This is a genomic window from Buttiauxella ferragutiae (genome assembly GCF_022637515.1).
Classification (GTDB): domain Bacteria; phylum Pseudomonadota; class Gammaproteobacteria; order Enterobacterales; family Enterobacteriaceae; genus Buttiauxella; species Buttiauxella ferragutiae.
This window is the reverse complement of the sequence record NZ_CP093332.1, coordinates 3,226,023-3,249,869: the sequence shown is the minus strand read 5'-3', so window position 1 is coordinate 3,249,869 and position 23,847 is coordinate 3,226,023. Positions and strand designations below refer to the sequence as shown.

Below are 23,847 nucleotides of genomic sequence, written 5' to 3'. Positions count from 1 at the left end.
CCTCTCACTGACCCTCTCCCAATGGGAGAGGGGACAGATCGAGTAGGGTGGGTAAGCTTGCGTCACCCACCGAATAACGACGTTAATGCTCCGTTTTAATCCCTAAATCTTTGGCTAACTCTTTTGCCAGGCGGTTGTTGTCATCCGCGCCATACTCCCAGAACATCGCGCCACCTAAGCCTTTCGCTTTGATGTACTCTGCTTTGATTGCCACAGAACGTGGGTTCTCATAAGAGATGGCGAACAACGGCTTCCCTTCGGCTGGCTTGACGGTCAAGTAGGGGACATGCGCGTCATCATCCCAGTTTTCAGTGAAGCGCTTTTGCGGGTCGTTAAGCATTTTGCTAACAATATCGTTATATTTCATGTAACTGTCTTTAGTCAGGTCAACGCCTAAGGACATAAACAGCGCTTTCTCGCTATCGCCGAAATAGGGTTGAGTGACCGGGTTTTTAGCCGCGTCTGGTTTATCCCAGTCAATACCTGGCTCAGTGGCGCGTTTAGGAATGCGGCCATAGAAACCGATGCCGAGGTTCATCTGCGCGGGTTTTAAGCCAGCTTTAATATAATTATCGACCACGAAATTCACGTTATATTTGTCAGCAGCCGCCACGGTTGGCCAGGTTTTCGAATCATACAGATTGGCGTTGAAGTACTGAGTGCCATACGCCATGTCGTAAGTCATCAGGTTGATGTAATCCAGCGCAGGCGCAATGGCTTTCACATCCACCCATTCGGTTGGGCTTTTCACGTTCGCGCCGACAGCAATTGTCAGCAGTTTCTCTTTGCCAAGTGCTGCACGCAGTTCATTTAGCAATGCGGTGAAATTAGCGCGATCTTCTGGAAGGCTTGCCACCAGCCCCCACGCGCCATTCACCGGATACTCCCAGTCCAGATCGATACCATCCAGACCGTAACGCTTGATCACATCCTGTACCGAACGGATAAAAACGGTGCGATTTTCAGGTGTAGCCGCCGCCCCAGAGAAACCACGCGCGCCCCAGCCGCCGACTGAAAGCAGGACTTTCAGTTGTGGATTCTGTTTACGCAGCGCAGGGATTTTCTCAAGGTCAGACATCACTTTTGGTGAAAGCCAGATTTGGTGAAGTTTAGAGGCGTCTTTTAACGCAGGATTAGTCTCATCTTTTTCATCGTTATAGATCAGGCCAAACGAGTAGTTGAGATGGGTAATCTGGCGGACATCGAGTTTATCGATATCACCACCGGGCCCGGCAGTGACATCACCGCCACCGTTGAAATAACCTACCGAGAGGTAAGAGCTTGCCTGAGCCACACCAGCACAAGCGATTTGTATCACTGCCAGCAACGGCAGCAGCTTACGCGTGAAAACCATTGGGGAGTTCCTCTTTGACGAACAAATAAGAAATACAGCTAAAATGCTGTATAAATAAGCAACTTGATTATGAGAGCGCTCTCATCAATGAGCGAGCACTAAAAGTTCAGAATGAGAGCGGAATCGAAAAAAGGGGAAAGGGCGCTTTTACGCCCTGGAGAAAATTAGTAAGTAAAATCAGCGAGTGTCATCAGCGTAGCGCCAGCCGCTGACATATCCTGGAACGCCCGCAGGCTGTCTTGCGGATGCAGATTCACGCCACGGCAACCATCAGTGATAACCGTAACTTCATAACCCAACGACAACGCATCCAGTACCGTGAACTTGACGCAATAATCCGTCGCTAGCCCAACCACAATCAGCTGTTTAATCTCGTGGCGGAATAACCAATCGTCGAGCTGGGTTTTCTGGCGATGTCCATTGTCGAAAAAACCACTGTAGCTATCAACGAGGCGATTTTCGCCCTTTTGAAAAATAGCGTCGATTTCCTGCGCATTAAGCAAGGGGTGAAGTTCCGCGCCTTCACTGTTCTGAACACAATGATCCGGCCACCAGGTTTGTTTCAGCCCGTCGAGTTTCCCCTGCGTATAAGGCTCAGCTTTTTGCACGCTGGCAAAACTACCGTGATCTGCCGGATGCCAGTCTTGTGTGGCAAGCACCGCGTCACCACGGGCTTTACAATGCGCGATTAACGCGTTCGCCACATCAATCGTGCTGTCACCCTCAGGCACAGCAAGCGCCCCACCGGCGCAAAAATCATTTTGTAAATCGACTATCACTAACGCGCGTTGCATGGCTTCTCCTTACTCGTCAGGGGTGAGTTCGCCGCGTAAGTTGCGTGACATCGCCTCACGAATAGTCTGAGCATCCAGATTTTGGCTGAGTAGATAGTGCAGTTTAGTTAGTGTCGCCTCTACCGTCATATCGTAGCCGCTAATAACACCTGCTTGAGCCAATGCATTACCGGTCGCGTAGCCACCCATATTCACTTTACCGGACATACATTGCGTCAGGTTGACCACCACAATGCCGCGTGAACAGGCCTCTTGTAACTCTTTGAGGAACGCCCCGTGTTGTGGAGCATTGCCCACACCATAAGAGCGCAGAATCAACGCTTTCACAGGCTGGCGTAAGAAATTACCGACCACATCCGCAGAAATTCCCGGGTAAATCGTCACCACGCCAATCGGTTGTGGAGTGATCGGATGAACGATTAACTCACCTTCACCGTGTGGTGCGGCAGGAGTATTCAGACGGCGAATGTGAATCCCGGCTTCGAGCAACGGTGCAAGATTCGGCGAGGCGAATGCATCAAAACCGTCGGCATGGGCTTTGGTGGTGCGGTTGCCACGGTATAGTCGATTGTTGAAGAACAGCGTCACTTCGTTTATCGGGAAGTTTGCCGCAACATAAAGTGAGTTGAGCAGGTTAATTTGCCCATCAGAACGCAGCTCGGCCAATGGAATCTGTGAGCCAGTTACAATGACCGGTTTACCGAGGTTTTCCAGCATAAACGACAACGCCGAGGCGGTGAATGCCATGGTGTCGGTGCCGTGAAGGATCACGAAACCGTCGTACTCGTCGTAATGCGCTTTGATGTCATCGGCAATGTGCTGCCAGTCTTCCGGCGTCATATCGGAAGAGTCCATCAGCGGCTGATATTCATGAATGGTGAAATCAGGCATTTCCGGGCGATGGAATTCTGGCATCAAAGCCAGTTGACGCTGGAGGTGACCAGAGACAGGAATGTAACCGTGTTCTGAACGCTGCATACCGATAGTACCGCCGGTGTAGGCAACGTAGATGGATTTCTTTTGCATGAGTGAACTCAGGGCTTTTACACAATGGGGCGCAGTATAAGACGGCAGGGCAAAAAAATCAGCCCGGTGAATACCGGGCTGATGTTGATATTATTATCGCACATCACCACAGGTGAGGCAGAAGGCATAGCGATTCTGCGGATCATTCATGGTGCCAAACTTATCGTTTTGCGCTTTCACCGCCAGAGCCGCATCCGCCAGTGGTGCAGGCAAATACGCTTGTAACGCTTGCGGCAACATGGCGCGTACCGAGCCGCTCATGCTCTCGAACACCATATCCAGGAAGCTTGGATCATCTTTCCAGAAATCCAGATGCCAGGTTTTCAGCTTCGCCAGTTCAGCGGCTTTTGCCACCGCATCGTCGAAATCACCCAGGCTATCGACCAGGCCGTTAGCTTTGGCATCCTGCCCAGTCCAGACATGACCCTGCGCGATTTCATCAATTTGCTCTGGCGTTTTCTTACGAGAATCAGCCACCAGATTGATAAAACGCTTATAGCCATTTTCGATGGTCAACTGCATCATCTGCTGGACTTCCGGTGGTAACGACTTCGTCACCGCAACGTCGGCCAGGGCAGAAGTCGCCACGCCATCCGTGTGAACACCAATCGAATCGAGGCTGTTTTCCACGGTATTAATCACCCCAAAGATACCGATTGAACCGGTCAAGGTATTGGGGCTTGCGACAATATAATTGGCTGGCGTGGAAATCCAGTAACCGCCAGATGCCGCCATACCGCCCATCGAAACGACAATCGGCTTACCGGCTTCACGTGCGGCTTCCAGTTCATCACGAATCACTTCTGACGCGCTCACACTGCCACCAGGGCTGTTGACGCGCAGTACAATCGCCTTCACTTTAGGATCAAGACGCGCTTCGCGGATTTGCAACGCTGTGGTATCACCGCCGACCTGACCCGGAGTTTCCTGGCCGTCCATGATGGCGCCATCTGCGAGGATCACCGCAATCGCGTCACCTTTATCCTCAGGCTTTTTCACCACATAGTCATACATGCTGGTGTAGCTGAAATCTTTGCTTTCTTTGTTCCAGCCGAACTGTTTAATCATCGCTTTATCTACCGCCGCGCTACTCGCCAGTTCATCAACCAGTTTGTTATCCAGCGCGTATTTTGCGGTGTCGCCGCCGAGTTTTTGCAGGTTATCGAGCAAACCTTGCGCCCCAGGGAATACCTGCTGTGCCGTAATCTGGCGGTTAGCCGCAATGGTGCCCAGGTAGTTTTGCCAAAGTTCACCAATCCAGCGGCTATCGGCTTCACGCGCCGCAGGGGACATATCGTCACGAATAAACGGTTCGACAGCAGACTTATAAGTCCCAACGCGGAAGATATGCGTGGACACTTTCAGCTTATCGAGCAGCGTTTTGTAATACAGCGAATTCGTAGCAAAGCCGTGTAAGTCCACCACGCCTTGTGGCGACATCCAGATTTTATTAGCGAAGCTTGCCAGATAATATTGCCCTTGGTTGTAGCTATCACCCACGGCATAAACCGGCTTACCACTGTCGCGGAATTCGCGCAGCGCCTTACCGATGTACTGCATAGACGGCTGATCACCACCGGCAAAATCTTTTAAATCCAGCACAATACCGGTGATATTGCGGTCGTCTTTCGCCTGACGAATGGTATCGACCACATCAAACAGCGAGTTTTCTTGCAAGCGGTCAGAACTGGCGCCGAGCAACTGACGGCCAATGACACCTAATTTATTACTGACCGACGGCTTATCGACCACCACACCGGTGATATCCATCAATAACGCGCCGCGTGCAGGCTCTGCTGGGGCACTATTAATCTGTGCCCAGATCCCAACGCCAACCAACACCAGCAGTACAAAAAAGAGATTGAGAATAAACTCTCGAATAAAGTTAAGCAGACGCCAGGTCCACTTAAAGAAACCGGCAATAAACCGCCCGATAGTGCGCATGTATTCTCCGAATTACCCAGTTTTAGCTGAGGTATAGCTAAAGTGATTGCTATCCTAAATACCCCCAGGGCAAATGTCAGTAGGAAATCTGCCGTGTGCTGTAACAAAATCTACAGTCGTGTTAGTTTCGCTGATTAAAATCATGACAGGAGTTATCAAATGGATGCACTTGAACTACTTCTTCACCGTCGCAGTGCTTCGCGCCTGGTGGAACCCGCTCCTGCGGGCGAAATTCTGGAAAACATTATTCGTGCCGGTATGCGCGCGCCTGACCACGGAACCTTGCAGCCGTGGCGCTTCATTGTGATTGAAGGCGAAGGCCGCGACCGCTTCAGCCACGTGCTGGAACAAGCCGCTATTGCTGAAGAGCTTGACGAGAAGGGCATTGAAAAGGCACGTACCGCACCATTCCGCGCACCGATGATTATCGCTGTGGTGGCATATTGTGATGACAACCATAAAGTCCCGGTCTGGGAGCAAGTGGTTTCTGCGGGTTGCGCGGTGATGGCAATGCAGATGGCAGCAGTCGCTCAGGGCTACAACGGCATCTGGCGCACCGGTATCTGGACTGAAAGCGAAGCGGTTCGTGAAGCACTTCATTGCCGTGAGCAAGATGAAGTGGTCGGTTTCTTGTATTTGGGTACCCCGCAACTCAAAGCCTCTACTACGGTCAGCGTGCCAGACATCACTCCGTTTGTGCGCAAATTCTAAGCAAACAATCAAAACCTGTCTGGATTGTGACCAGGAATGGGGCAATTCAGACATGCGGTCTTACTACTCGTTGAATTGAGCGCTACCATAGAGCGATTGCCAATGACAGGAGTAGTCTATGAGTGAGCAAACCGTTCGTTTGACGCAGTACAGCCACGGAGCTGGTTGCGGCTGCAAAATTTCCCCGAAAGTCCTGCAAACTATTCTGCAATCTGAGCAGAGCAAATTTGTCGACCCAAACTTGCTGGTTGGAAACGAAACCAGTGATGACGCGGCGGTTTACGATCTCGGCAACGGCACTTGTGTCATCAGCACCACCGACTTCTTTATGCCGATCGTCGACGATCCTTTTGACTTTGGGCGCATTGCCGCCACTAACGCTATTAGCGACATCTACGCGATGGGCGGCAAACCGATTATGGCTATCGCTATTCTGGGCTGGCCGATCAACACCCTGGCTCCTGAAATCGCCCGTAAAGTGATTGAAGGCGGGCGTTTTGTTTGCCAGCAAGCCGGGATTTCTCTGGCGGGCGGCCACTCAATCGACGCGCCAGAACCTATCTTTGGCCTTGCCGTCACCGGCATTGTGCCAACCGATCGGGTGAAGAAAAACAGCTCCGCGACACCAGGTTGCAAACTCTTCCTCACCAAGCCACTCGGCATCGGCGTGTTGACTACCGCTGAGAAAAAATCGCTGCTCAAACCAGAACATTACGGCCTCGCGGCAGAAATCATGTGCCAGCTCAACAAACCTGGCGCTGAGTTTGCTGATATCGAAGGCGTCACGGCGATGACTGACGTCACGGGTTTTGGCCTGCTGGGCCACCTGAGCGAAATGTGCCGTGGTGCGGGTGTCCAGGCCGAAATCTGGTTCGATAAAGTCCCTAAATTGCCAGACGTTGAAGCCTATATCGCCCAGGGCTGCGTACCCGGTGGCACCTCGCGTAACTTCGCCAGCTATGGCTACTTAATGGGTGAAATGAGCGAAGCGCAGCGTGATTTGCTTTGTGACCCGCAAACTTCCGGTGGCTTGTTGCTGGCTGTTGAGGCGGATGCTGAAGCTGCGGTGGCGGCAGTTGCTGAAAAAAATGGCATCACGCTGACTGCCATTGGCGAGCTAAAAACCGCTCGTGGCGGCCGCCCGATGATTGAGATTCGCTAGTCGGATGCGTCTGTTTATTGCCGAAAAACCCAGCCTCGCTCGCGCTATTGCTGACGTGCTGCCTAAACCTCATCGTCGGGGTGATGGCTTCATTGAGTGTGGTAATGGGCAAGTCGTGACCTGGTGCATCGGTCACTTGTTGGAACAGGCTCAGCCGGATGCTTACGACGGGCGTTACGCACGCTGGAATCTGGCTGACTTGCCGATTGTGCCGGAAAAATGGCAATTGCAGCCGCGCCCATCGGTCACCAAACAGCTCAACGCTATCAAAAAACTGTTGGTGCAAGCCGACGAAGTGGTTCACGCAGGTGACCCGGATCGCGAAGGGCAACTGCTGGTGGATGAGGTTCTCGACTACTTGCAACTGGCGCCGGAAAAGCGCCAGCAAGTACAGCGCTGCCTGATTAACGACCTTAACCCGCAGGCAGTTGAACGTGCAATTACTCGCCTGCGTTCCAATAGCGAGTTCATCCCGCTGTGTGTTTCGGCACTGGCGCGAGCACGAGCTGACTGGCTTTACGGCATCAATATGACCCGCGCCTACACCATTCTGGGGCGTAACGCGGGTTATCAAGGCGTGCTTTCGGTCGGGCGTGTACAAACCCCAGTACTGGGTTTAGTGGTGCGTCGTGATGAAGAAATCGAGAATTTCGTCGCCAAAGACTTCTTTGAAGTGAAAGCGCACATCGTCACGCCAGCCGATGAACGTTTTGTCGCGACATGGCAGCCGAGCGAGTCTTGTGAACCCTATCAGGATGAAGAAGGGCGCTTGCTGCATCGCCCGCTGGCAGATCATGTGGTCAACCGCATCGGCGGACAGCCAGCCATCGTCACGGCGTATAATGATAAACGGGAATCAGAAGTCGCCCCGTTACCGTTTTCGCTCTCGACCTTGCAAATTGAGGCGGCCAAACGGTTTGGTGTCAGTGCGCAGAACGTGCTGGATATCTGCCAGAAACTCTACGAAACGCACAAACTTATCACTTATCCGCGTTCGGATTGCCGTTACTTACCGGAAGAGCATTTTGCTGGCCGTCATGCGGTACTGAATGCGATAAGCATTCATCAGCCCGATTTGCTGCCACAACCGGCGTTAAATACGGATTTGCGCAACCGCTGCTGGGACGACAAAAAAGTCGACGCGCACCACGCGATTATTCCCACCGCGCGCAGTTCCAAAATTTCGCTTTCTGAAAATGAAGCTAAAGTTTACAACCTGATCGCCCGACAATACTTAATGCAGTTCTGTGCCGATGCGGTGTTCCGCAAATGCACTATCGATCTCGATATTGCTGGCGGCAAGTTTAACGCCAAAGCGCGTTTCCTGGCGGAAGCTGGCTGGCGCACGTTGCTGGGTGGTAAAGAGCGCGATGAAGAGAACGACGGTACGCCGTTGCCAGTGGTCGCTAAAGGCGATGAATTGCTGTGTGAAAAAGGCGAAGTGATAGAACGCCAGACTCAACCGCCGCGCCATTTCACGGATGCGACGTTGCTCTCAGCGATGACCGGGATTGCTCGTTTTGTGCAGGATAAAGATCTTAAAAAGATCCTGCGCGCGACGGACGGACTAGGCACTGAAGCGACCCGTGCGGGGATTATCGAATTGCTGTTTAAACGCACCTTCCTGGTGAAGAAAGGGCGTTATATCCACTCTTCGGATGCCGGACGGGCCTTGATTCACTCGCTCCCTGAACTGGCGGCACGGCCAGATATGACGGCGCAGTGGGAATCGACGCTGACGCAAATCAGTGAAAAACAGTGTCGTTACCAGGACTTCATGCAGCCGCTGGTGCAAACGCTATATGACCTGATTCATCAGGCGCGAACCAAACCAGTGCATCATGCTTTTAAAGGGGTTAAAGCCCCTGACGAGCAGAAAAAACCGCGTAAACAATGGGCGAAAAAAGAGGGAAGTGATGATGCGACTAAAAAGCCTGCTCGCCGCCGCCGTGCTGCTGATGATAAGCCTGCCGGGGATGGCGCAGCGTCTTGATCCACAGGTAGATATCTCGGTACCTCCGGAAGTCTTCAGTACTCAGGGCCAACGAGCAGCACCGTGCAGCCAGTGCTGCATCTACCAGGATCAAAATTATTCTGAAGGGGCGGTGGTAAAAGCCGAGGGCGGCGTTTTACTGCAATGCCAGCGTGATGAAAAAACGCTTAGCACGAATCCTTTAGTCTGGCATCGCGTAAGGCCATAAACGCTTTAAGTAATGGGATATCTGCCGGGGCAAGCGGGTAATCAAACGCCTCGGCAGGTAAACACCAGACCAGTTCACTGTGGCAAAGCGCGGTCAATTCACCGCTGAATTCGCTTACATGCCACGCATGAAGATGAATGATTCGCCCGGACACTTCTCGCTGGTGGCTGGCAACGTAATCGCCCACCACCGCTTTAATCGCCAACTCTTCTTCCAGTTCCCGCGCAAGCGCCGCCGGTTGTGATTCATTGGCATCCACCTTGCCGCCAGGAAATTCCCATAAACCGGCTTGGTCGCCACTTTCCGGGCGACGTGCGAGCAAAATTTTACCGTCCTGCTCGATGATTGCCGCAACAACATCAATGGTTTTCATGATACCGGTCCGTTCTTTATCTATGGGCGTGGCATAATACGCGCCACCAAAGATTATCTGAAGCTCTTCCCGAATGATGAATAAAAACAGATCCCCATGGGTACCGCCACTTGATGCGCTGCCCGCCAGTTTACGGCCCATTGTTGCCATGCAAAAAAAACATTTCGGCTCGGTGCTGAACCCCACACGCTGGTGGGGACGTTTCCCGTATTTATTCTGGCTGGTGGCACTGTTTGTCGGGTTCCTTGAAAGACGGCGTTCCGGCATCGATCCCATCGTCCGTTCGCTGGTGATGACGCGCGTTTCCCAACAATGCTGCTGCGAATTTTGTATTGATGCCAATAGTCTGCGGCTGGCTGAACGCAGCGGTTCGATGGACAAAGTGCTGGCGGTCGCCAACTGGCATGAAGAAACGCTATTCACTGCCAAAGAACAGGCAGCACTGGCCTACGCAGATGCGATGACAGCCACTCCGCCGAATATCAGTGATGCGTTGAAAGGTGAATTGAAAGTCCATTTCGATGACAAAGCTATCACTGAATTAACAGCACTAGTTGCGTTTCAAAACCTGTCAGCCCGCTTTAATGCTGCACTGGATATTCCGGCGCAAGGGTTATGCGTCACCCCGACTGAGAAGCCGCCACATGTTTGATAGTTACCTTCATCCCCGTGTTAAACCGTTGCTTGAGCGTGTGGCGCAAACCCTGGATAAACCGACTATCACGCCAGACGGGCTGACGCTGTTTGGTTTTGCTATCGGCGTGCTGGCATTACCGTTTCTGGCATTGCAGTGGTATAGCGCAGCACTGGTGGCGATTGTGCTCAACCGCTTGTTTGATGGTTTAGATGGTGCGCTGGCGCGACGACGCGGCCTGACCGATGCGGGCGGGTTTCTGGATATTGCGCTGGATTTTCTGTTTTACGCGCTGGTGCCGTTTGGTTTTATTCTTGCCGACCCTGCACAAAATGCGCTGGCGGGTGGTTGGCTACTGTTCGCATTTATTGGCACCGGCAGCAGTTTCCTGGCCTTTGCTGCGGTGGCGCAAAAGCATCAACTTGATAACCCCGGCTATGCGCACAAATCGTTTTATTACCTCGGCGGCTTGACGGAAGGCACGGAAACTATCGCGTTGTTTGTGCTGAGTTGCCTGTTCCCGCAGTGGTTCGTTTGGTTTGCGTGGGTGTTTGGAGCATTGTGCTGGATGACAACATTGACGCGGGTGTGGAGTGGCTATCAGACGTTAAAGCGCGTGGGTGGTTGAAGAAGAGCCCTCACCCTAACCCTCTCCCACAAGGAGAGGGGATAGAGCGGTTTCTCCCTCACCGCGCGTGTTTTCCCCCTCTCCTGAGGGAGAGGGTCGGGGTGAGGGGAAAACTTAAAACATCTTACAGAGGCTTACGCTCACCCGTAGCTACCGGATTCTTCGGATTACTACTCCACTCATACCAGCCGCCGTCGTACACGCCGACATTCTTCCAGCCCATCGCACGGGCATACATGAAGGTTTCTGATGCGCGCCAGCCAGTACCACAGTAAAAGGCCACTTGCTGATCCGGCGTAATATTCCAGCTCTTCCACATGGCGGCGATGTCATCAGCAGAACGCATGGTGCCGTCCGGATTATGGAAATCTTCCATATGCGTCGAGTCAGAACCCGCATGGCCCCAGCGCGCACCGGCAATCTCACCTTTTGGCTTGATGTAGCTATAACCACTGGTAGTGCCGATAAACTCCGGCCACGAACGGATACTGACCAGCGAGGCATCTTTGCGGCCTAACAACCCGCGCGCTTGCTCGGTGTCGAGCATCAGCTGTGGTTGGCCTGGGAATGGCGCACCAAAATCGGCTGCCGGTTTAACCTCGTTTGGCAAACCGCGCTCTACAGGTAATTTGGCGTCAGCCCAACTCTGCCAGCCACCATCCAGCAAACGCACGTCTTTCACGCCGGCATACAGCAGGATTTGTGCGACACGTGCCGCAGCATAGACATCACGTCCGTACATCACCACCGTGGTGTCATGACGGATACCGTGTTTTGCCAGCAAAGCTTTGAGTTGGTCGTCAGACACTTTATTCCACAACGGCTCGCTTTCGATGTCGTTGGTATCGATGTAATCCGCGCCAGGAATATGGCTTAACAGATACTGTTTCGGTGCACCCCAGGCGGCTTCGATGATTTTGACTTCGCCCGCAGGTTTTGCCACAACGTCTTTATTCTGCATCAGGTTATGTAGCCACTGCGGATAAACAAGCTGCTCGAAGTGGGCCATTTTCTGCAAACGTGCCGGTTGTTGCAGGGCATCAGACAGCAGAGCGATGTGCTGATAACCCAGTTTGGACAGCCGCACTTTTACCGCTTTTGTCTCATCACTTTGGCCGTACAGCGCAATCAAACTATCTGATGCCAGATTGTGTTGTTTTGCCCACAGTTGCAGTTGCTCGTCATTCATCATGCCTAACCAACTGGCCGATAAATTAAGCGCGGCAGGCTCGTGGCCACCAACACCGTTCAGGGTTTGCGGCCAGCCGTTATAAAAAGCACTGGGACGGGTATCAATCACCACGCCGTGCTGCGCCTGAAGGTTGGATAAAGTCATTTGGGAAGGCAGTTCTGCGGCAAGAGCCATGTGCGCCAACCCAGATAACATCAAGGCGGCGGTTAGTTGAGAAACACGTTTCATCTTATAACCTGAAAAAGAGAGAAAAAAGAGGCGCTATCTTGCGCCATTCACGTGAGTGATTCCTTGCGTTACCGCATATTTGATTCACAGCGTAATAATCTGCCCATCAGGCGGAATATCCTGCGGGTCATGGGTGACCAGCACCACCGGAATAGCTTGTTGCTCAACCTGTTGCCAGACGAACTGGCGAAATTGCTCGCGCAAGGTTTGATCAAGGCGCGAGAAAGGCTCGTCGAGCAACAGAGCTTCTGGCTTCGCTAACAATGCCCTTAACACACTAATCCGTGCATGTTCCCCGCCAGAAAGAGTCGCCGGGTCACGACGTGAAAAGCCCGCTAACTGCGCATTTTCCAGCGCTTGTTCAACGCAATGCTGCCGTTGTTCGCGACTTTTAACCGCGGCCGGAATCGCCATTGCCAGATTTTGCCCGACATTAAGATGGTCAAATAACAGCGCATCCTGAAACAGAATACCGATGTTTCGCCGTTCGGTCGGCAGCGTATCGCGACGCTGTTGGTTTAGCCATAACTCGCCGGTCACCGTAAATTCAGCGGGTAATGCGCCAATTATCCAACTTAAAAACGTTGATTTACCCGCTCCTGATGGTCCCATCAGCGTCAGCACTTCCCCCGCAGAAACGGTGAAATTAAGCGCGTGAATCAGCGAGCGGGAATTCCTGGTAATGGTGCAATCCTGAACACACAGCATTAGCGTAATCCTTGTCGAAAACGCCCGAGCAGGCGGCCAACCTGAAGCGTGATGATAAACATGATGAATGGCAGCAGCATCTGCAACAACGCCTGAATCGCCTGTTGTTGCGGATCGCCACCGCTGCTCAGTGCCACAGTTTGGGTGGTGACAGTGGTAAAACGCCCAGCCCCCGCGTACAGTGTCGGTAAATATTGCGCGATGCTGACTGAAAACCCGACCGCTAGCGCCGCCAGAAGAGGGCGTGCCAGCAGCGGTAATTTAACCAAACAGACAATTTTCCACGATGACCAGCCAAAGGTGCGGGCGGTGATAACCAGACGCGGATCTATCTGCTGCCAGGCGGGCCGCGCTACCAAAAGCATATACGGCACAACCCACAGTAAATGGCTCCAGATAACACCGGGCCAGCCGCCGTCTTGTTGCAAAATTAACAGCATACGATATTGCCCGGCGACCAGCGGTAAAGCAGGCAAAAATAGCGGTAGCGCTAGCCACAGATCAAAACGGGGATTGCCACCCTCAAGCCACAGAATAATCACCAGCAAGCCAGTGAAACTGCTTGCCAGCGCCAGTAGCAGCGTGGTGCCCAATGGCGACAACTCAGCCGCTTGCCATCCTGAAAACGCCCAGCCATCCGGCAAAATAGCAGGATAAAACCAACCCTCGGCCATCGACCAGATAACCAGCATTGCCAGCGCCGCGATGCAGGTTGCCGTCATCACCAACCCTAAACTTGATGCCAGTGGCTGGATATTAAGTAGATGTCTTTGACCTGAAAAACGCCCGACTGCGCGGCGAAACACGCGCCATAAAATCCAGCCCAACACGATAAAACAACCTAACAGCCCGACTAATAACAGTGAGGTCAACATGCCCATCGCCACGCGCTGCGGGCCGGCATCGTTCAACCACTGCCACGCCAGTACCGCCAGCGTCGGTGGGTTGTTCGGACCGAGAATAATGGACACATCCACCACGGACAGGCTGTAGGCCACCACCGCCAGTAATGCCCATTTCAGACGCGGCAACAATGACGGAACCAGCACGCGAATGCGGCATTGGAGCGGGCCATAGCCCAGGCTGCGTGCGACGGTGAGCTGTTGGGAAAGGGTTTGGTAATTGAGCTGGGTGCTGGCTATCCATAATAAAAACCAGCTCTCTTTGAGCGCCAGCAAAATACCCAGACCCATGCCATATTCATCAAGATGAAATGAGATGCCGCATAAGCGAGCGAGCCAACCGTTATCGGCGAACAGGAACAAAAAACCGCTGGCAAATGCGACGTGCGGTAGCGCTAATAAAAGCGGCAGTTGCGCGGCATAACGCTGCCAGCGAACGCCAGGCCACAGGCCACAAAGCAGCACCAGACATAACACCAGCGAACCCGTGACGCTAATCACCGTCGAGTTGAGTGTTGCCAGTAAAGCACCAGACCATTGGTTGTCAGCCCATAGTGCCTGCCAGATTCCTGGCTCCAGCGCGGGGGTTGCCATCATTAGCAAGCCCGGAAGCAGTGGGGCAAAAACGCAACCCACGGCAAACCAGGCTAATAAACGTAGACTCATTTCGCCCCGTAGCGTTGTAACCACTCTTTTTCCAGCGCGTTTACCCAGGCGGCATGCGGCTCTGGCAGATACGGTACCGCTTGCAGATGGGCAGGTTTTTGGGCATCAAGTTGTTCGCCCAAAGGTGCGGGCAGCGTTGCGCTATCCAGAATGGTGGTATCGCCCCAAATTGCCGGATTAGCCTTACGGATTTGCGCTTGCGGTGACATCAGGAAATTAGCCACCACTTGTGCACCAGCCTGCGCGCGGGCATTGGCGGGGATCGTCACAAAGTGAACGTTGCCCAGCATGCCTTGCGCAAAGCCAAATGCCCTTGCGGTATGCGGCAGTTGTTTGCGGTCAATAAGGTTATCGACATGCGCCGGATTAAACGTTACCGACATCAACAGCTCGCCATCCGCCAGCATGCGGTCCATGCGTGCAGGCGTTGGTGGGAAGGTTTTTCCCCCGCGCCATAATAGCGGATGCAGTTGGTCGAGATAATCCCACAGTGGCACAGTCACCTGCTTAAAGGTGGCCGGATCAGGCGGCAGGCGCAGCGCTTGCGGCTCTCGAGTCAGCACAATCAGCAGTTGTTCAATAAACGCGGTGCCAGTGAAATCAGGTGGACGGGGGTAGCTCAATTTGCCAGGATGCGCTTTGGCAAATGCCAGCAGTTCAGGTGCACTGCGCGGGAATTTCACACCCGTTTGCGCATTGCCGATCAACATCAATTGAGCGCTGCCCCACGGTGCTTCGGCACCGTCAGTCGGTTGCGAGAAATCCTCACGTACTGGTTTTTTCTGGTCGACATAGCGCCAGTTGGGTAATTCCCACGCCCAGCCATCTTTTAGCAAACCGGCCTGTTTCAGAGTATGGAAGTTTTCACCATTCACCCACAGCAAATCGACCGAGCCATTATCTTTGCGCCCTGCGCTGTCTTCGCTCTGAATACGTTTTACCGCGTCGGCAGCATCCGCCAGGCGCACGACTTTGAGCGTCACGCCATAGTGTTGCTTCATTTCTCCGGCGACCCAGTCGAGATAGCTGTTTACCGCAGGGTCGCCGCCCCAGGCGTTGAAGTAAACCGTCTGGCCTTTTGCCTGCTGGCGCAGGCTATCCCAGTCAGTAGGCTGTGCAAAGCATGAAAAGCCGATCGCAACCAGCGACAGCAAAAGCGTTAAAAGACGCAAAATGGGATCCTTATGATTTTCGCAGCAAGCGGACTATCCAGCGCGAGAACAGCGGCAGGAAGCCGAGCAGAGCGAACATCAACATCATACCGGGTGAAAGAATATCGCTAAGACTACGCAACTGGCTCAATTGGCGGCCAGCATTGAGATAAACCACAATCGCTGGCAGCATCCCGACAAGGCTAACGGCAAAATAACCCAGCGTTTTGACCGATGTCAGGCCCATCAGCAAATTGATAAGAAAGAACGGGAAAATGGGCGTCAGTCGTAATGCAAAAAGATAGTACAAGCCTTCGCGTTCCACACCGCTATTGATTGCAGCCATCGGTGTGGCGAAACGAAGTCGTACCCAGGCGCGTAATAAATAGCGGCTAATCAGCATGGCAAGCGTTGCGCCACAGGTCGCCGCCAGTGCCACCAGTACGGTGCCCTGGAATAGCCCAAACTGCGAGCCAGCCAACAGCGTTAAGAGTGTTGCGCCAGGAATTGAAAGGGTAGTGACGAGCACATAAATCAGAAAGAAAGCCAGCGCCGTTTGTAGCGGGTGCTGCTGATGCCAGTCAGAAAACTGTGCCTGATAATGTTGCAGTGCCGCCAGGCTGCCTGGCGGCAAAAAGAAGATGAGCAGGACAAAAACCACAACCAGCGTGGCAAACAGTAACTTACGCATCGGATGTGGTGTTTTCCCTTACAGCTTAAATTCAGCCCAAACGGGGGCGTGGTCTGAAGGTTTTTCCATGCTACGAATATCGTAATCAATGCCGGTCGCAACACAGCGTTCAGCTAGCGGATGGCTTGCCAGCAGCAGGTCGATACGCAGACCACGGTTGTCATCGAAGCCTTTTGAGCGGTAATCAAACCACGAGAACTTGTCTTGTGCATCCGGGTTGGCATGACGGAAGGTGTCGACCAGGCCCCAGCTAATCAGGCGGTCCATCCACTCGCGTTCTTCCGGCAGGAAGGAACATTTACCAGTGCGCAACCAGCGTTTGCGATTCTCTTCGCCGATGCCGATGTCGAGATCGGTTGGGCTGATATTCACATCACCCATAATCAGCACCGGACTGTCTTTCTTCAAAGAACTGTCGAGATAGTTTTGCAGATCCTGGTAGAACTTCGCTTTGGCCGGGAATTTGGTCGGATGGTCGCGGCTTTCGCCCTGCGGGAAGTAACCGTTAATCACCGTCAGGTTACCTAATGGCGAAGGGATTTCAGCCATGATCAGGCGGCGTTGTGCTTCTTCATCGTCACCAGGGAAGCCACGGCGCACCGAAATCGGTGTCTCTTTGGTGAGCAGCGCCACACCGTAATGGCCTTTCTGACCATGATAAAAGACGTTGTAGCCAAGCTTTGCGACATCTTCGAGCGGGAACATGTCGTCATGGACTTTGGTTTCCTGCAAACCGATAACGTCAGGCTGATGCTGTTCAACAATGGCTTCAAGTTGATGCGGACGGGCGCGCAGGCCGTTGATATTAAAAGAGACGAATTTCATAAGTCGCTGCCGTGGTTACTTAACAATGTTGCAGGATGGTAGCAGAAAATCGATAGAAATGCCGGACAGGATGACATCTTTGGATTATTTACGCGATGGCTGAATCAAGTGGTTTGGGCATTGATTTTGTTGGAATTCCAGTTACATGCCTAATGCTGTAACTGGAAAGAAAACAGGGATGTTATTTTTATACAAAATATCAGTTTTTATAGACGGTAAATTGCCCCTTTTTGAATGCTGCCATGCGTGGAACTCGGATTTCTGGGCGGAAAAAACTATTGATTAAGTTATTCATTTGGTTGGTGCTAACCATTCCAAAGAGGATATTTTGATCTTCATCAGGTAATAAGCGAATGGTAGCGATAATGTAATGAGCTAACCCTTGCAGTGAAAACTGTCTGCCCTGGAAAAATATATCTGTCCTGGGTATTTCCCGATCGGCGAGCATGCTTTTACAGTAATCACTGAGATCGTTTATTTTACAACTCGGTGTTTCCAGTGTTAATTGATCAAGTAAAACCATTGATGAGTTACTAAATTGTGAGTGCTGGTAATTAATTTTAAAGAATGTTTTACCAAAACGGCTTCTGTTTTTTTTAAGACTACATCCTGCTTCAAGCGAAAAGAAAACATAGTCTGTATTTGCCAGTCCGTGGACATCTAATGGATGACTATTTTCTGAGGGGAAGGGGATTCCTTTAGCCATCAGTTGTTTGCGTGAATAAAGGACTAAATCTCCTTTGTCATTAATGACACGATTATTGTTTGTGGCATGCAAAGCATAAAAAGGTGTAGCCATGAAATAGCTTAAAAAGACTTTCTCACGACTGCTTAATGGGTGGAGCATTTCCCGTAAAAAATGGTAATTACTTAAAGAGAGATGGCTTGCGGAAGAAAAGCGAACTCCGGCAGATACCCTTAGTGCGTGAACCATTTTTTGTGCCAGATAACTCTCATTGCTATACCATAGTGAGCCACGACTGAGCATATATTCACTGGCTTTATTTGACCATCTGTTGCGTGTTATACGCAACAGTTTCTCTCCGATTTTTATCTCTTTGCTTGTTAACATTATTTCATCATCCAATGATGTGTAGTGTTTATATATTTACGGCATGTATATAAATAATATATATGTTATATTTATAATGGTGGGCATTTAGGTTTTTATTATACATACGCATAAAAAAAATGGGAATACACCTACCACTCGCCATATTTCAAGTTCATGCACGTTGGCTGTATTCATTCACCCGACAAATCTTCTGGGAGCAGATATGCCCTGTTTAAGGGCGTATGCGGTTTTTTGGTGCAACAAACTTAGTGCAAACCCCAGCATTGATCACAAATCCAGTATTAAATTTTACTACTGCATAATATTTCTTGTTTTCGTGTTGCGATCCATACACCGCCATAAAACTATGCACTAATTATTCACTTTATGTGAATAGCGTGTATTTGTAACTCATTGATTTTTCAATCACACCTCTGTGCTATTCATTTATATCGCTGGCTGGCACGAAGCGTGCAATCTACATTTACAGCGCAAACACCCAATTATTTAACATTCAAATAACTTTTTATTTACCGGAAGAGGTCGCTATGTCGCAGTCAATTACCCGCCAGAATTTCGACGATTGGATGATGCCCGTTTATGCCCCAGCTTCTTTTATTCCGGTACGTGGTGAAGGGTCGACGTTATGGGACCAGCAAGGCAAAGATTACATCGACTTCGCGGGCGGCATCGCAGTGAACGCTCTCGGTCATGCCAATCCTGAACTGCGCAAAGCGCTGGAAGAACAGGCGGCAAAATTCTGGCATACCGGCAATGGCTACACTAACGAGCCGATTTTGCGTCTCGCAAAACAGCTGATTGATGCCACTTTTGCCGAGAAAGTGTTCTTCTGCAACTCCGGCGCTGAAGCCAACGAAGCGGCTTTAAAGCTGGCGCGTAAATACGCACATGACAACTTTGGCCCGCAGAAAAGCGGCATCGTTGCTTTCAAAAATGCCTTCCATGGCCGCACGCTATTTACTGTTTCCGCTGGTGGACAACCGGCTTATTCACAAGATTTTGCCCCGTTACCACCGCAAATCAGCCACGCGATTTATAACGACCTGCAATCTGCCAGTGAACTGATTAATGAAAATACCTGCGCGGTGATTGTGGAACCGATGCAGGGTGAAGGCGGCGTGGTGCCAGCTGACCCAACATTCCTGCAAGGCTTGCGCGAACTGTGTGATCGTCACAACGCAGTGCTGATTTTCGATGAAGTACAAACTGGTGTGGGCCGTACCGGCGAGCTGTACGCTTACATGCACTACGGCATTACGCCGGATGTGCTTTCAACCGCCAAAGCATTAGGTGGCGGCTTCCCGATCGGTGCCATGCTGACGACTGATAAATTCGCCAAAGTGATGGTGGTGGGCACCCACGGCACCACTTACGGCGGTAACCCGCTGGCGGGTGCGGTTGCCGGGCGAGTAATGGAAATCATCAATACGCCTGAAGTGCTTAATGGCGTGAAACAGCGTCACGCCTGGTTTGTGGAGCGTTTAAACAACATTAACCAGAAGCATCAGTTGTTCAGTGAAGTGCGCGGTCTGGGGTTGTTAATTGGCTGCGTATTGCAACCACAGTACAACGGAAAAGCTAAACTTATCTTACAGGCTGCCGCGAATGAAGGCTTGATGATGCTGATCGCTGGCGCGAATGTGGTGCGTTTTGCACCGGCATTGATTGTCAGCGAAGGCGAAGTGCAACAAGGGTTGGATCGTTTTGAGCGCGCCTGTGAACGCTTCTTAGCGGGAGAGCAATCATGATGGTTATCCGTCCGGTTGAGCGCGGTGATATATCCGGGCTGCTGGCGTTGGCGGGTAAAACAGGCGGCGGGTTGACCTCGCTGCCTGCGGATGAAAAAACGCTGTCGGCACGTATCGAACGCTCCATTCATACCTGGCAGGGTGGCCTGCCAAAAGGCGAACAGGGCTATGTTTTCGTCCTGGAAGATTCCTCAACCGAACGCGTGGTGGGTATTTGCGCCATTGAAGTGGCCGTCGGGTTAAACGACCCCTGGTACAATTACCACGTTGGCACGCATGTTCACGCTTCCAAAGAGCTGAACATTTACAACGCGTTGCCGACGCTGTTTCTCAGCCACGATCACACCGGTAGCAGCGAGCTTTGTACGTTATTCCTTGATGCCGACTGGCGCAAAGAGGGCAACGGTTACTTACTGTCTAAATCGCGCTTCCTCTTTATGGCAGCGTTTCGCGATCGTTTTAACGACAAAGTGGTCGCTGAGATGCGCGGCGTGATTGATGAACATGGCCATTCACCGTTTTGGGAAAGCCTCGGCAACCGCTTCTTCTCAATGGAGTTTAGCCGTGCAGATTACTTGTGCGGCACCGGGCAGAAAGCGTTTATCGCCGAGTTAATGCCAAAGCATCCTATTTATACCGATTTCCTGTCGGCCGAAGCACGGGCGGTGATTGGTAAAGTGCATCCGCAAACGGCCCCAGCGCGAGCAGTTCTCGAAGCGGAAGGTTTCCGCTACCGCAATTACGTGGATATTTTCGACGGCGGGCCAACGCTGGAATGCGACATCGACAGGGTTCGCGCGATTCGTAAAAGCCACCTGGTGGAACTGGTGATTGGACAACCGGCAACCGAAGAGCTGCCGATGTGTCTGGTCGCCAATGAAAAATATAATGATTTTCGTGCCATGTTGATTAAGGCGAACCCAAAAGGTGACCGCCTGATTGTTGATGCCCAAACCGCTGATGCCCTGAAATGCAGCTCCGGTGATCGGATTCGTTTGGTGCGTTTGTGCCCCGAGGAGAAAAAAGTATGACTCAGTGGATTAATGGACAATGGCTTTCCGGGCAGGGTGAATCACTGCAAAAGCATAATCCGGTGAATGGCGAGTTGCTGTGGGAAGGCATTGCGGCGGATGCGCAGCAAGTCGGGCAAGCGTGTGATGCGGCGCGTGTCGCATTTCCGGCATGGGCGAAACGCCCGTTTTCCCATCGTCAGGCAATTGTTGAGAAATTTGCCACGCTGCTTGAGGCCAACAAAGAAGCATTAACCGTCACCATTTCTCAGGAAACCGGCAAACCGCGCTGGGAAGCGGCCACCGAAATCACGGCGATGATCAACAAAATCGCCATCTCGATTAAGGCTTACCACACGCGTACTGGCGAAACTCACACCGAAATGCCAGACGGCGCGGCTACATTACGCCACCGTCCGCACGGCGTGTTAGCGGTGTTTGGCCCGTATAACTTCCCAGGGCATTTGCCAAACGGGCATATCGTGCCGGGTTTGTTGGCGGGTAACACGATTGTCTTTAAACCAAGTGAACTGACGCCGCTGATTGGCGAACAGGTGATGAAACTTTGGCAACAGGCAGGGGTGCCGGATGGCGTGCTGAACCTGGTGCAGGGCGGGCGTGAAACCGGGCAGGCGTTAGCGCAACAGCCAACGCTCGACGGTTTGTTGTTTACCGGCAGCGCGAATACCGGTTATCAACTTCACCGCCAGTTTGCCGGGCAGCCGGAGAAAATTCTCGCGCTCGAAATGGGCGGAAACAATCCGCTGATCGTCGAAGATCCTCAGGATATCGACGGAGCTGTTCATCTGGTGATTCAGTCGGCATTTGTCACTGCCGGGCAGCGTTGTACCTGTGCGCGCCGCTTGCTGGTTAAACAGGGCGCGCAGGGCGATGTATTCCTGAAGCGTCTGGTAGAAGTGGCGGCGCGTATTCGCCCTGATGCCTGGGACGCCGTACCGCAACCCTTTATTGGCGGGCTAATTTCAGTTCAGGCCGCTGAACGCGTGCTGAGCGGCTGGCAGGAGCATATCGCGCGCGGCGGCAAAGCGTTGCTTGAGCCGAAGCTACTGAAAGCCGGAACCTCGTTGCTAACGCCGGGAATTGTCGAACTAACGGGTGTCGCCAATGTGCCAGACGAAGAAGTGTTTGGCCCGTTGCTGACCGTTTATCGTTATACCGATTTCGACCAGGCGATTGCCATGGCCAATGACACTCGTTATGGGCTGGCGAGCGGGTTGATTTCGCCACATCGTGAGCAATTCGAGCAACTGTTACTGGAAGCGCGAGCCGGGATTGTGAACTGGAATAAACCGTTAACCGGAGCTTCCAGCGCGGCACCCTTTGGCGGCGTTGGTGCATCTGGCAACCATCGTGCCAGCGCCTGGTATGCGGCAGATTACTGCGCGTGGCCAATGGCTACACTGGAAAGCCCGTCATTCCCGCTGCCTGCCACCCTCAGCCCTGGGCTTGATTTTAGCGGTAAGGAATAATCATGAAAGCGCGTGAAGTTAATTTCGATGGACTGGTGGGCTTGACCCACCATTACGCAGGGCTGTCTTTCGGCAACGAAGCTTCCACGAAGCACCAGTTCCGTGTCTCCAACCCGAAGCTTGCCGCGAAACAAGGCTTGCTGAAGATGAAAGCGCTGGCGGATGCTGGTTTTGCACAAGGGGTGATTGCGCCACAAGAAAGACCCAATATTCCTTTGCTGCGCCAGTTAGGTTTTAGCGGCACTGACGCGCAAATTATTGAGCGAGTGGCAAAGCAAGCGCCGCAACTGTTATCGGCAGTCAGTTCCGCTTCATCTATGTGGGTGGCGAACGCAGCAACGGTTTGCCCGTCGGTGGACAGCTTAGATGGCAAAGTGCATTTCACGGTGGCGAATCTTAACAACAAATTCCATCGTGCCAGTGAAGCGCCCACTACTGAAAACGTACTGCGCGCCATCTTCCGTAACCAGCAGCATTTTTCTGTACACGCTGCATTGCCGCAAGTGGCGATGTTTGGCGATGAAGGGGCGGCTAACCATAACCGCCTTGGCGGTGCGTATGGTGAGCCATCCACCCAACTGTTTGTTTACGGCAGGGAAGAGGCCAAAGCCGGACAGGCTCCGGCACGTTATCCCGCTCGCCAGACGCTAGAAGCAAGCCAGGCGGTGGCACGCCTGAACCAGGTCAAACCTGAATTAGCAGTCTACGCACAACAAAACCCAGCGGTTATCGACCAGGGCGTTTTCCACAACGACGTAATTGCGGTATCTAATCGCGAGGTGCTGTTCTGCCACGAGCAGGCATTTTTGCATCAAGAGGCGCTTTACCAACAGTTGCGTGAAAGAGTGCCTGGTTTTAGCGCCATTGAAGTTCCGGGCGATAAAGTATCGGTGGCGGATGCGGTGGCAACCTACCTGTTTAACAGCCAGTTGCTCAGCCGTGACGATGGCAGCATGACGTTGGTGTTGCCGGAAGAGTCACGCCAGCACGCGGGTGTGTGGCGCTACCTTAATGAAGTGCTGGCGGCAGATAACCCAATCAGTGAACTGAAAGTGTTTGATCTGCGTGAAAGCATGGCGAATGGCGGTGGGCCTGCGTGTTTACGCTTACGCGTGGTGCTCAACGATACCGAGCAACAAGCGGTTAATCCTGCGGTCATGATGAACGACACTTTGTTTGTCACGCTCAATAACTGGGTAGATCGCTGGTATCGTGACCAGTTAACGCAGGCCGATTTAGCCGATCCGCAATTACTGCGTGAAGGTCGCGAAGCACTCGATGAACTGACGCGTATACTAGACTTAGGTTCTGTTTATCCGTTTCAGCAATAGCTG

22 protein-coding genes are annotated in these 23,847 nt (G+C 52.3%); 10 read left to right on the top strand and 12 right to left on the bottom strand.

Annotation, left to right across the window (positions count from 1 at the left end):
* Positions 1-82 precede the first annotated feature (82 nt).
* The 4 genes from chiD to sppA form a co-directional block, all read right to left on the bottom strand.
* The gene (gene chiD, locus MNO13_RS14965; protein WP_241938950.1) at positions 83-1,354 is read right to left on the bottom strand and encodes a chitinase ChiD; all 1,272 of its coding nucleotides are present in this window, start codon (positions 1,352-1,354) and stop codon (positions 83-85) included.
* Between the two features lie 164 nt (positions 1,355-1,518).
* Positions 1,519-2,148 carry a bifunctional nicotinamidase/pyrazinamidase gene (gene pncA, locus MNO13_RS14960; protein ID WP_241938949.1) on the bottom strand — a complete coding sequence of 210 codons (630 nt, stop codon included), beginning with the start codon at positions 2,146-2,148 and terminating at the stop codon, positions 1,519-1,521.
* A 9-nt stretch (positions 2,149-2,157) separates the two neighbouring features.
* A complete protein-coding gene (gene ansA, locus MNO13_RS14955) occupies positions 2,158-3,174 on the bottom strand; it encodes an asparaginase (protein ID WP_064547638.1) in 1,017 nt (338 codons plus the stop codon).
* 93 nt (positions 3,175-3,267) lie between these two features.
* Entirely contained in the window at positions 3,268-5,118 is a 1,851-nt protein-coding gene (gene sppA, locus MNO13_RS14950; RefSeq protein WP_064547636.1) for a signal peptide peptidase SppA, read from the bottom strand.
* A 159-nt stretch (positions 5,119-5,277) separates the two neighbouring features.
* On the opposite strand from sppA, the gene MNO13_RS14945 reads away from it, so the two are divergent.
* The 4 genes from MNO13_RS14945 to MNO13_RS14930 all read left to right on the top strand — a co-directional run bounded on the left by MNO13_RS14945 (position 5,278) and on the right by MNO13_RS14930 (position 9,192).
* The gene (locus MNO13_RS14945; RefSeq protein ID WP_121815424.1) at positions 5,278-5,829 is read left to right on the top strand and encodes an NAD(P)H nitroreductase; all 552 of its coding nucleotides are present in this window, start codon (positions 5,278-5,280) and stop codon (positions 5,827-5,829) included.
* 118 nt (positions 5,830-5,947) lie between these two features.
* Positions 5,948-6,991, top strand: a complete 1,044-nt coding sequence (gene selD / locus MNO13_RS14940) for a selenide, water dikinase SelD (RefSeq protein WP_064547632.1) — start codon at positions 5,948-5,950, stop codon at positions 6,989-6,991.
* Positions 6,992-6,995: 4 nt separating this feature from the next.
* Positions 6,996-8,984 (top strand): DNA topoisomerase III, encoded by a 1,989-nt coding sequence (locus tag MNO13_RS14935; RefSeq protein ID WP_064547629.1) that lies wholly within the window; start codon positions 6,996-6,998, stop codon positions 8,982-8,984.
* Entirely contained in the window at positions 8,911-9,192 is a 282-nt protein-coding gene (locus MNO13_RS14930) for a DUF1496 domain-containing protein (RefSeq protein WP_074388582.1), read from the top strand. Before MNO13_RS14935 ends, MNO13_RS14930 begins: the two co-directional genes overlap by 74 nt.
* On the opposite strand, the gene MNO13_RS14925 is transcribed toward MNO13_RS14930, so the two are convergent.
* Positions 9,152-9,565, bottom strand: coding sequence for a pyrimidine (deoxy)nucleoside triphosphate diphosphatase (locus tag MNO13_RS14925; RefSeq protein ID WP_064547628.1), 414 nt, complete (start codon positions 9,563-9,565; stop codon positions 9,152-9,154). The genes MNO13_RS14930 and MNO13_RS14925 overlap by 41 nt on opposite strands.
* A 76-nt stretch (positions 9,566-9,641) precedes the next feature.
* Here MNO13_RS14925 and MNO13_RS14920 point away from each other — a divergent pair, with 76 nt between their 5' ends.
* Together MNO13_RS14920 and MNO13_RS14915 are read left to right on the top strand one after the other, a co-directional pair.
* On the top strand, positions 9,642-10,217 hold the full coding sequence (locus MNO13_RS14920; protein WP_237931795.1) for a carboxymuconolactone decarboxylase family protein: 576 nt from the start codon (positions 9,642-9,644) through the stop codon (positions 10,215-10,217).
* Positions 10,210-10,827 carry a CDP-alcohol phosphatidyltransferase family protein gene (locus tag MNO13_RS14915; RefSeq protein WP_133522597.1) on the top strand — a complete coding sequence of 206 codons (618 nt, stop codon included), beginning with the start codon at positions 10,210-10,212 and terminating at the stop codon, positions 10,825-10,827. The genes MNO13_RS14920 and MNO13_RS14915 overlap by 8 nt, the downstream gene beginning before the upstream one ends.
* Before the next feature lie 124 nt (positions 10,828-10,951).
* Here MNO13_RS14915 and MNO13_RS14910 read toward each other — a convergent pair whose 3' ends face one another.
* The 7 genes from MNO13_RS14910 to MNO13_RS14880 form a co-directional block, all read right to left on the bottom strand.
* Positions 10,952-12,247 carry a rhodanese-like domain-containing protein gene (locus MNO13_RS14910; protein ID WP_241938948.1) on the bottom strand — a complete coding sequence of 432 codons (1,296 nt, stop codon included), beginning with the start codon at positions 12,245-12,247 and terminating at the stop codon, positions 10,952-10,954.
* Between the two features lie 84 nt (positions 12,248-12,331).
* Entirely contained in the window at positions 12,332-12,955 is a 624-nt protein-coding gene (locus MNO13_RS14905) for an ATP-binding cassette domain-containing protein (protein ID WP_121815429.1), read from the bottom strand.
* Positions 12,955-14,547: an ABC transporter permease subunit gene (locus MNO13_RS14900; protein ID WP_422387196.1), complete on the bottom strand. Its 1,593-nt coding sequence runs from the start codon at positions 14,545-14,547 to the stop codon at positions 12,955-12,957. The genes MNO13_RS14905 and MNO13_RS14900 overlap by 1 nt, the downstream gene beginning before the upstream one ends.
* Positions 14,520-15,695 carry an ABC transporter substrate-binding protein gene (locus tag MNO13_RS14895; RefSeq protein WP_422387195.1) on the bottom strand — a complete coding sequence of 392 codons (1,176 nt, stop codon included), beginning with the start codon at positions 15,693-15,695 and terminating at the stop codon, positions 14,520-14,522. Before MNO13_RS14895 ends, MNO13_RS14900 begins: the two co-directional genes overlap by 28 nt.
* Positions 15,696-15,705: 10 nt before the next feature.
* Positions 15,706-16,365 carry a TVP38/TMEM64 family protein gene (locus MNO13_RS14890; protein WP_121815431.1) on the bottom strand — a complete coding sequence of 220 codons (660 nt, stop codon included), beginning with the start codon at positions 16,363-16,365 and terminating at the stop codon, positions 15,706-15,708.
* Between the two features lie 18 nt (positions 16,366-16,383).
* Positions 16,384-17,190, bottom strand: coding sequence for an exodeoxyribonuclease III (gene xthA, locus MNO13_RS14885; RefSeq protein WP_064547592.1), 807 nt, complete (start codon positions 17,188-17,190; stop codon positions 16,384-16,386).
* A gap of 199 nt (positions 17,191-17,389) precedes the next feature.
* Positions 17,390-18,262 carry a hypothetical protein gene (locus MNO13_RS14880; RefSeq protein ID WP_064547589.1) on the bottom strand — a complete coding sequence of 291 codons (873 nt, stop codon included), beginning with the start codon at positions 18,260-18,262 and terminating at the stop codon, positions 17,390-17,392.
* A gap of 530 nt (positions 18,263-18,792) precedes the next feature.
* Between MNO13_RS14880 and astC the strand changes: the two genes are divergently transcribed.
* The 4 genes from astC to astB are packed head-to-tail and all read left to right on the top strand — an operon-like array spanning position 18,793 to position 23,844.
* Positions 18,793-20,013: a succinylornithine/acetylornithine transaminase gene (gene astC, locus MNO13_RS14875; RefSeq protein ID WP_064547587.1), complete on the top strand. Its 1,221-nt coding sequence runs from the start codon at positions 18,793-18,795 to the stop codon at positions 20,011-20,013.
* On the top strand, positions 20,010-21,044 hold the full coding sequence (gene astA / locus MNO13_RS14870) for an arginine N-succinyltransferase (RefSeq protein ID WP_064547585.1): 1,035 nt from the start codon (positions 20,010-20,012) through the stop codon (positions 21,042-21,044). The genes astC and astA overlap by 4 nt, the downstream gene beginning before the upstream one ends.
* On the top strand, positions 21,041-22,513 hold the full coding sequence (gene astD / locus MNO13_RS14865) for a succinylglutamate-semialdehyde dehydrogenase (RefSeq protein WP_133522594.1): 1,473 nt from the start codon (positions 21,041-21,043) through the stop codon (positions 22,511-22,513). The genes astA and astD overlap by 4 nt, the downstream gene beginning before the upstream one ends.
* A gap of 2 nt (positions 22,514-22,515) precedes the next feature.
* Positions 22,516-23,844 (top strand): N-succinylarginine dihydrolase, encoded by a 1,329-nt coding sequence (astB, locus tag MNO13_RS14860; protein WP_241938946.1) that lies wholly within the window; start codon positions 22,516-22,518, stop codon positions 23,842-23,844.
* Positions 23,845-23,847 lie beyond the last annotated feature (3 nt).

What these genes read in the sequence shown, in the direction of transcription:
- MNO13_RS14910 (WP_241938948.1), bottom strand. Translation starts at nt 12,247, where the DNA reads ATGAAACGTGTTTCTCAACTAACCGCCGCCTTGATGTTATCTGGGTTG.
- MNO13_RS14915 (WP_133522597.1), top strand. Translation starts at nt 10,210, where the DNA reads ATGTTTGATAGTTACCTTCATCCCCGTGTTAAACCGTTGCTTGAGCGT.
- MNO13_RS14890 (WP_121815431.1), bottom strand. Translation starts at nt 16,365, where the DNA reads ATGCGTAAGTTACTGTTTGCCACGCTGGTTGTGGTTTTTGTCCTGCTC.
- xthA (WP_064547592.1), bottom strand. Translation starts at nt 17,190, where the DNA reads ATGAAATTCGTCTCTTTTAATATCAACGGCCTGCGCGCCCGTCCGCAT.
- selD (WP_064547632.1), top strand. Translation starts at nt 5,948, where the DNA reads ATGAGTGAGCAAACCGTTCGTTTGACGCAGTACAGCCACGGAGCTGGT.
- MNO13_RS14930 (WP_074388582.1), top strand. Translation starts at nt 8,911, where the DNA reads ATGCGACTAAAAAGCCTGCTCGCCGCCGCCGTGCTGCTGATGATAAGC.
- ansA (WP_064547638.1), bottom strand. Translation starts at nt 3,174, where the DNA reads ATGCAAAAGAAATCCATCTACGTTGCCTACACCGGCGGTACTATCGGT.
- MNO13_RS14935 (WP_064547629.1), top strand. Translation starts at nt 6,996, where the DNA reads ATGCGTCTGTTTATTGCCGAAAAACCCAGCCTCGCTCGCGCTATTGCT.
- MNO13_RS14925 (WP_064547628.1), bottom strand. Translation starts at nt 9,565, where the DNA reads ATGAAAACCATTGATGTTGTTGCGGCAATCATCGAGCAGGACGGTAAA.
- astC (WP_064547587.1), top strand. Translation starts at nt 18,793, where the DNA reads ATGTCGCAGTCAATTACCCGCCAGAATTTCGACGATTGGATGATGCCC.
- MNO13_RS14880 (WP_064547589.1), bottom strand. Translation starts at nt 18,262, where the DNA reads ATGTTAACAAGCAAAGAGATAAAAATCGGAGAGAAACTGTTGCGTATA.
- astD (WP_133522594.1), top strand. Translation starts at nt 21,041, where the DNA reads ATGACTCAGTGGATTAATGGACAATGGCTTTCCGGGCAGGGTGAATCA.
- MNO13_RS14920 (WP_237931795.1), top strand. Translation starts at nt 9,642, where the DNA reads ATGAATAAAAACAGATCCCCATGGGTACCGCCACTTGATGCGCTGCCC.
- pncA (WP_241938949.1), bottom strand. Translation starts at nt 2,148, where the DNA reads ATGCAACGCGCGTTAGTGATAGTCGATTTACAAAATGATTTTTGCGCC.
- sppA (WP_064547636.1), bottom strand. Translation starts at nt 5,118, where the DNA reads ATGCGCACTATCGGGCGGTTTATTGCCGGTTTCTTTAAGTGGACCTGG.
- astA (WP_064547585.1), top strand. Translation starts at nt 20,010, where the DNA reads ATGATGGTTATCCGTCCGGTTGAGCGCGGTGATATATCCGGGCTGCTG.
- MNO13_RS14945 (WP_121815424.1), top strand. Translation starts at nt 5,278, where the DNA reads ATGGATGCACTTGAACTACTTCTTCACCGTCGCAGTGCTTCGCGCCTG.
- astB (WP_241938946.1), top strand. Translation starts at nt 22,516, where the DNA reads ATGAAAGCGCGTGAAGTTAATTTCGATGGACTGGTGGGCTTGACCCAC.
- MNO13_RS14905 (WP_121815429.1), bottom strand. Translation starts at nt 12,955, where the DNA reads ATGCTGTGTGTTCAGGATTGCACCATTACCAGGAATTCCCGCTCGCTG.
- chiD (WP_241938950.1), bottom strand. Translation starts at nt 1,354, where the DNA reads ATGGTTTTCACGCGTAAGCTGCTGCCGTTGCTGGCAGTGATACAAATC.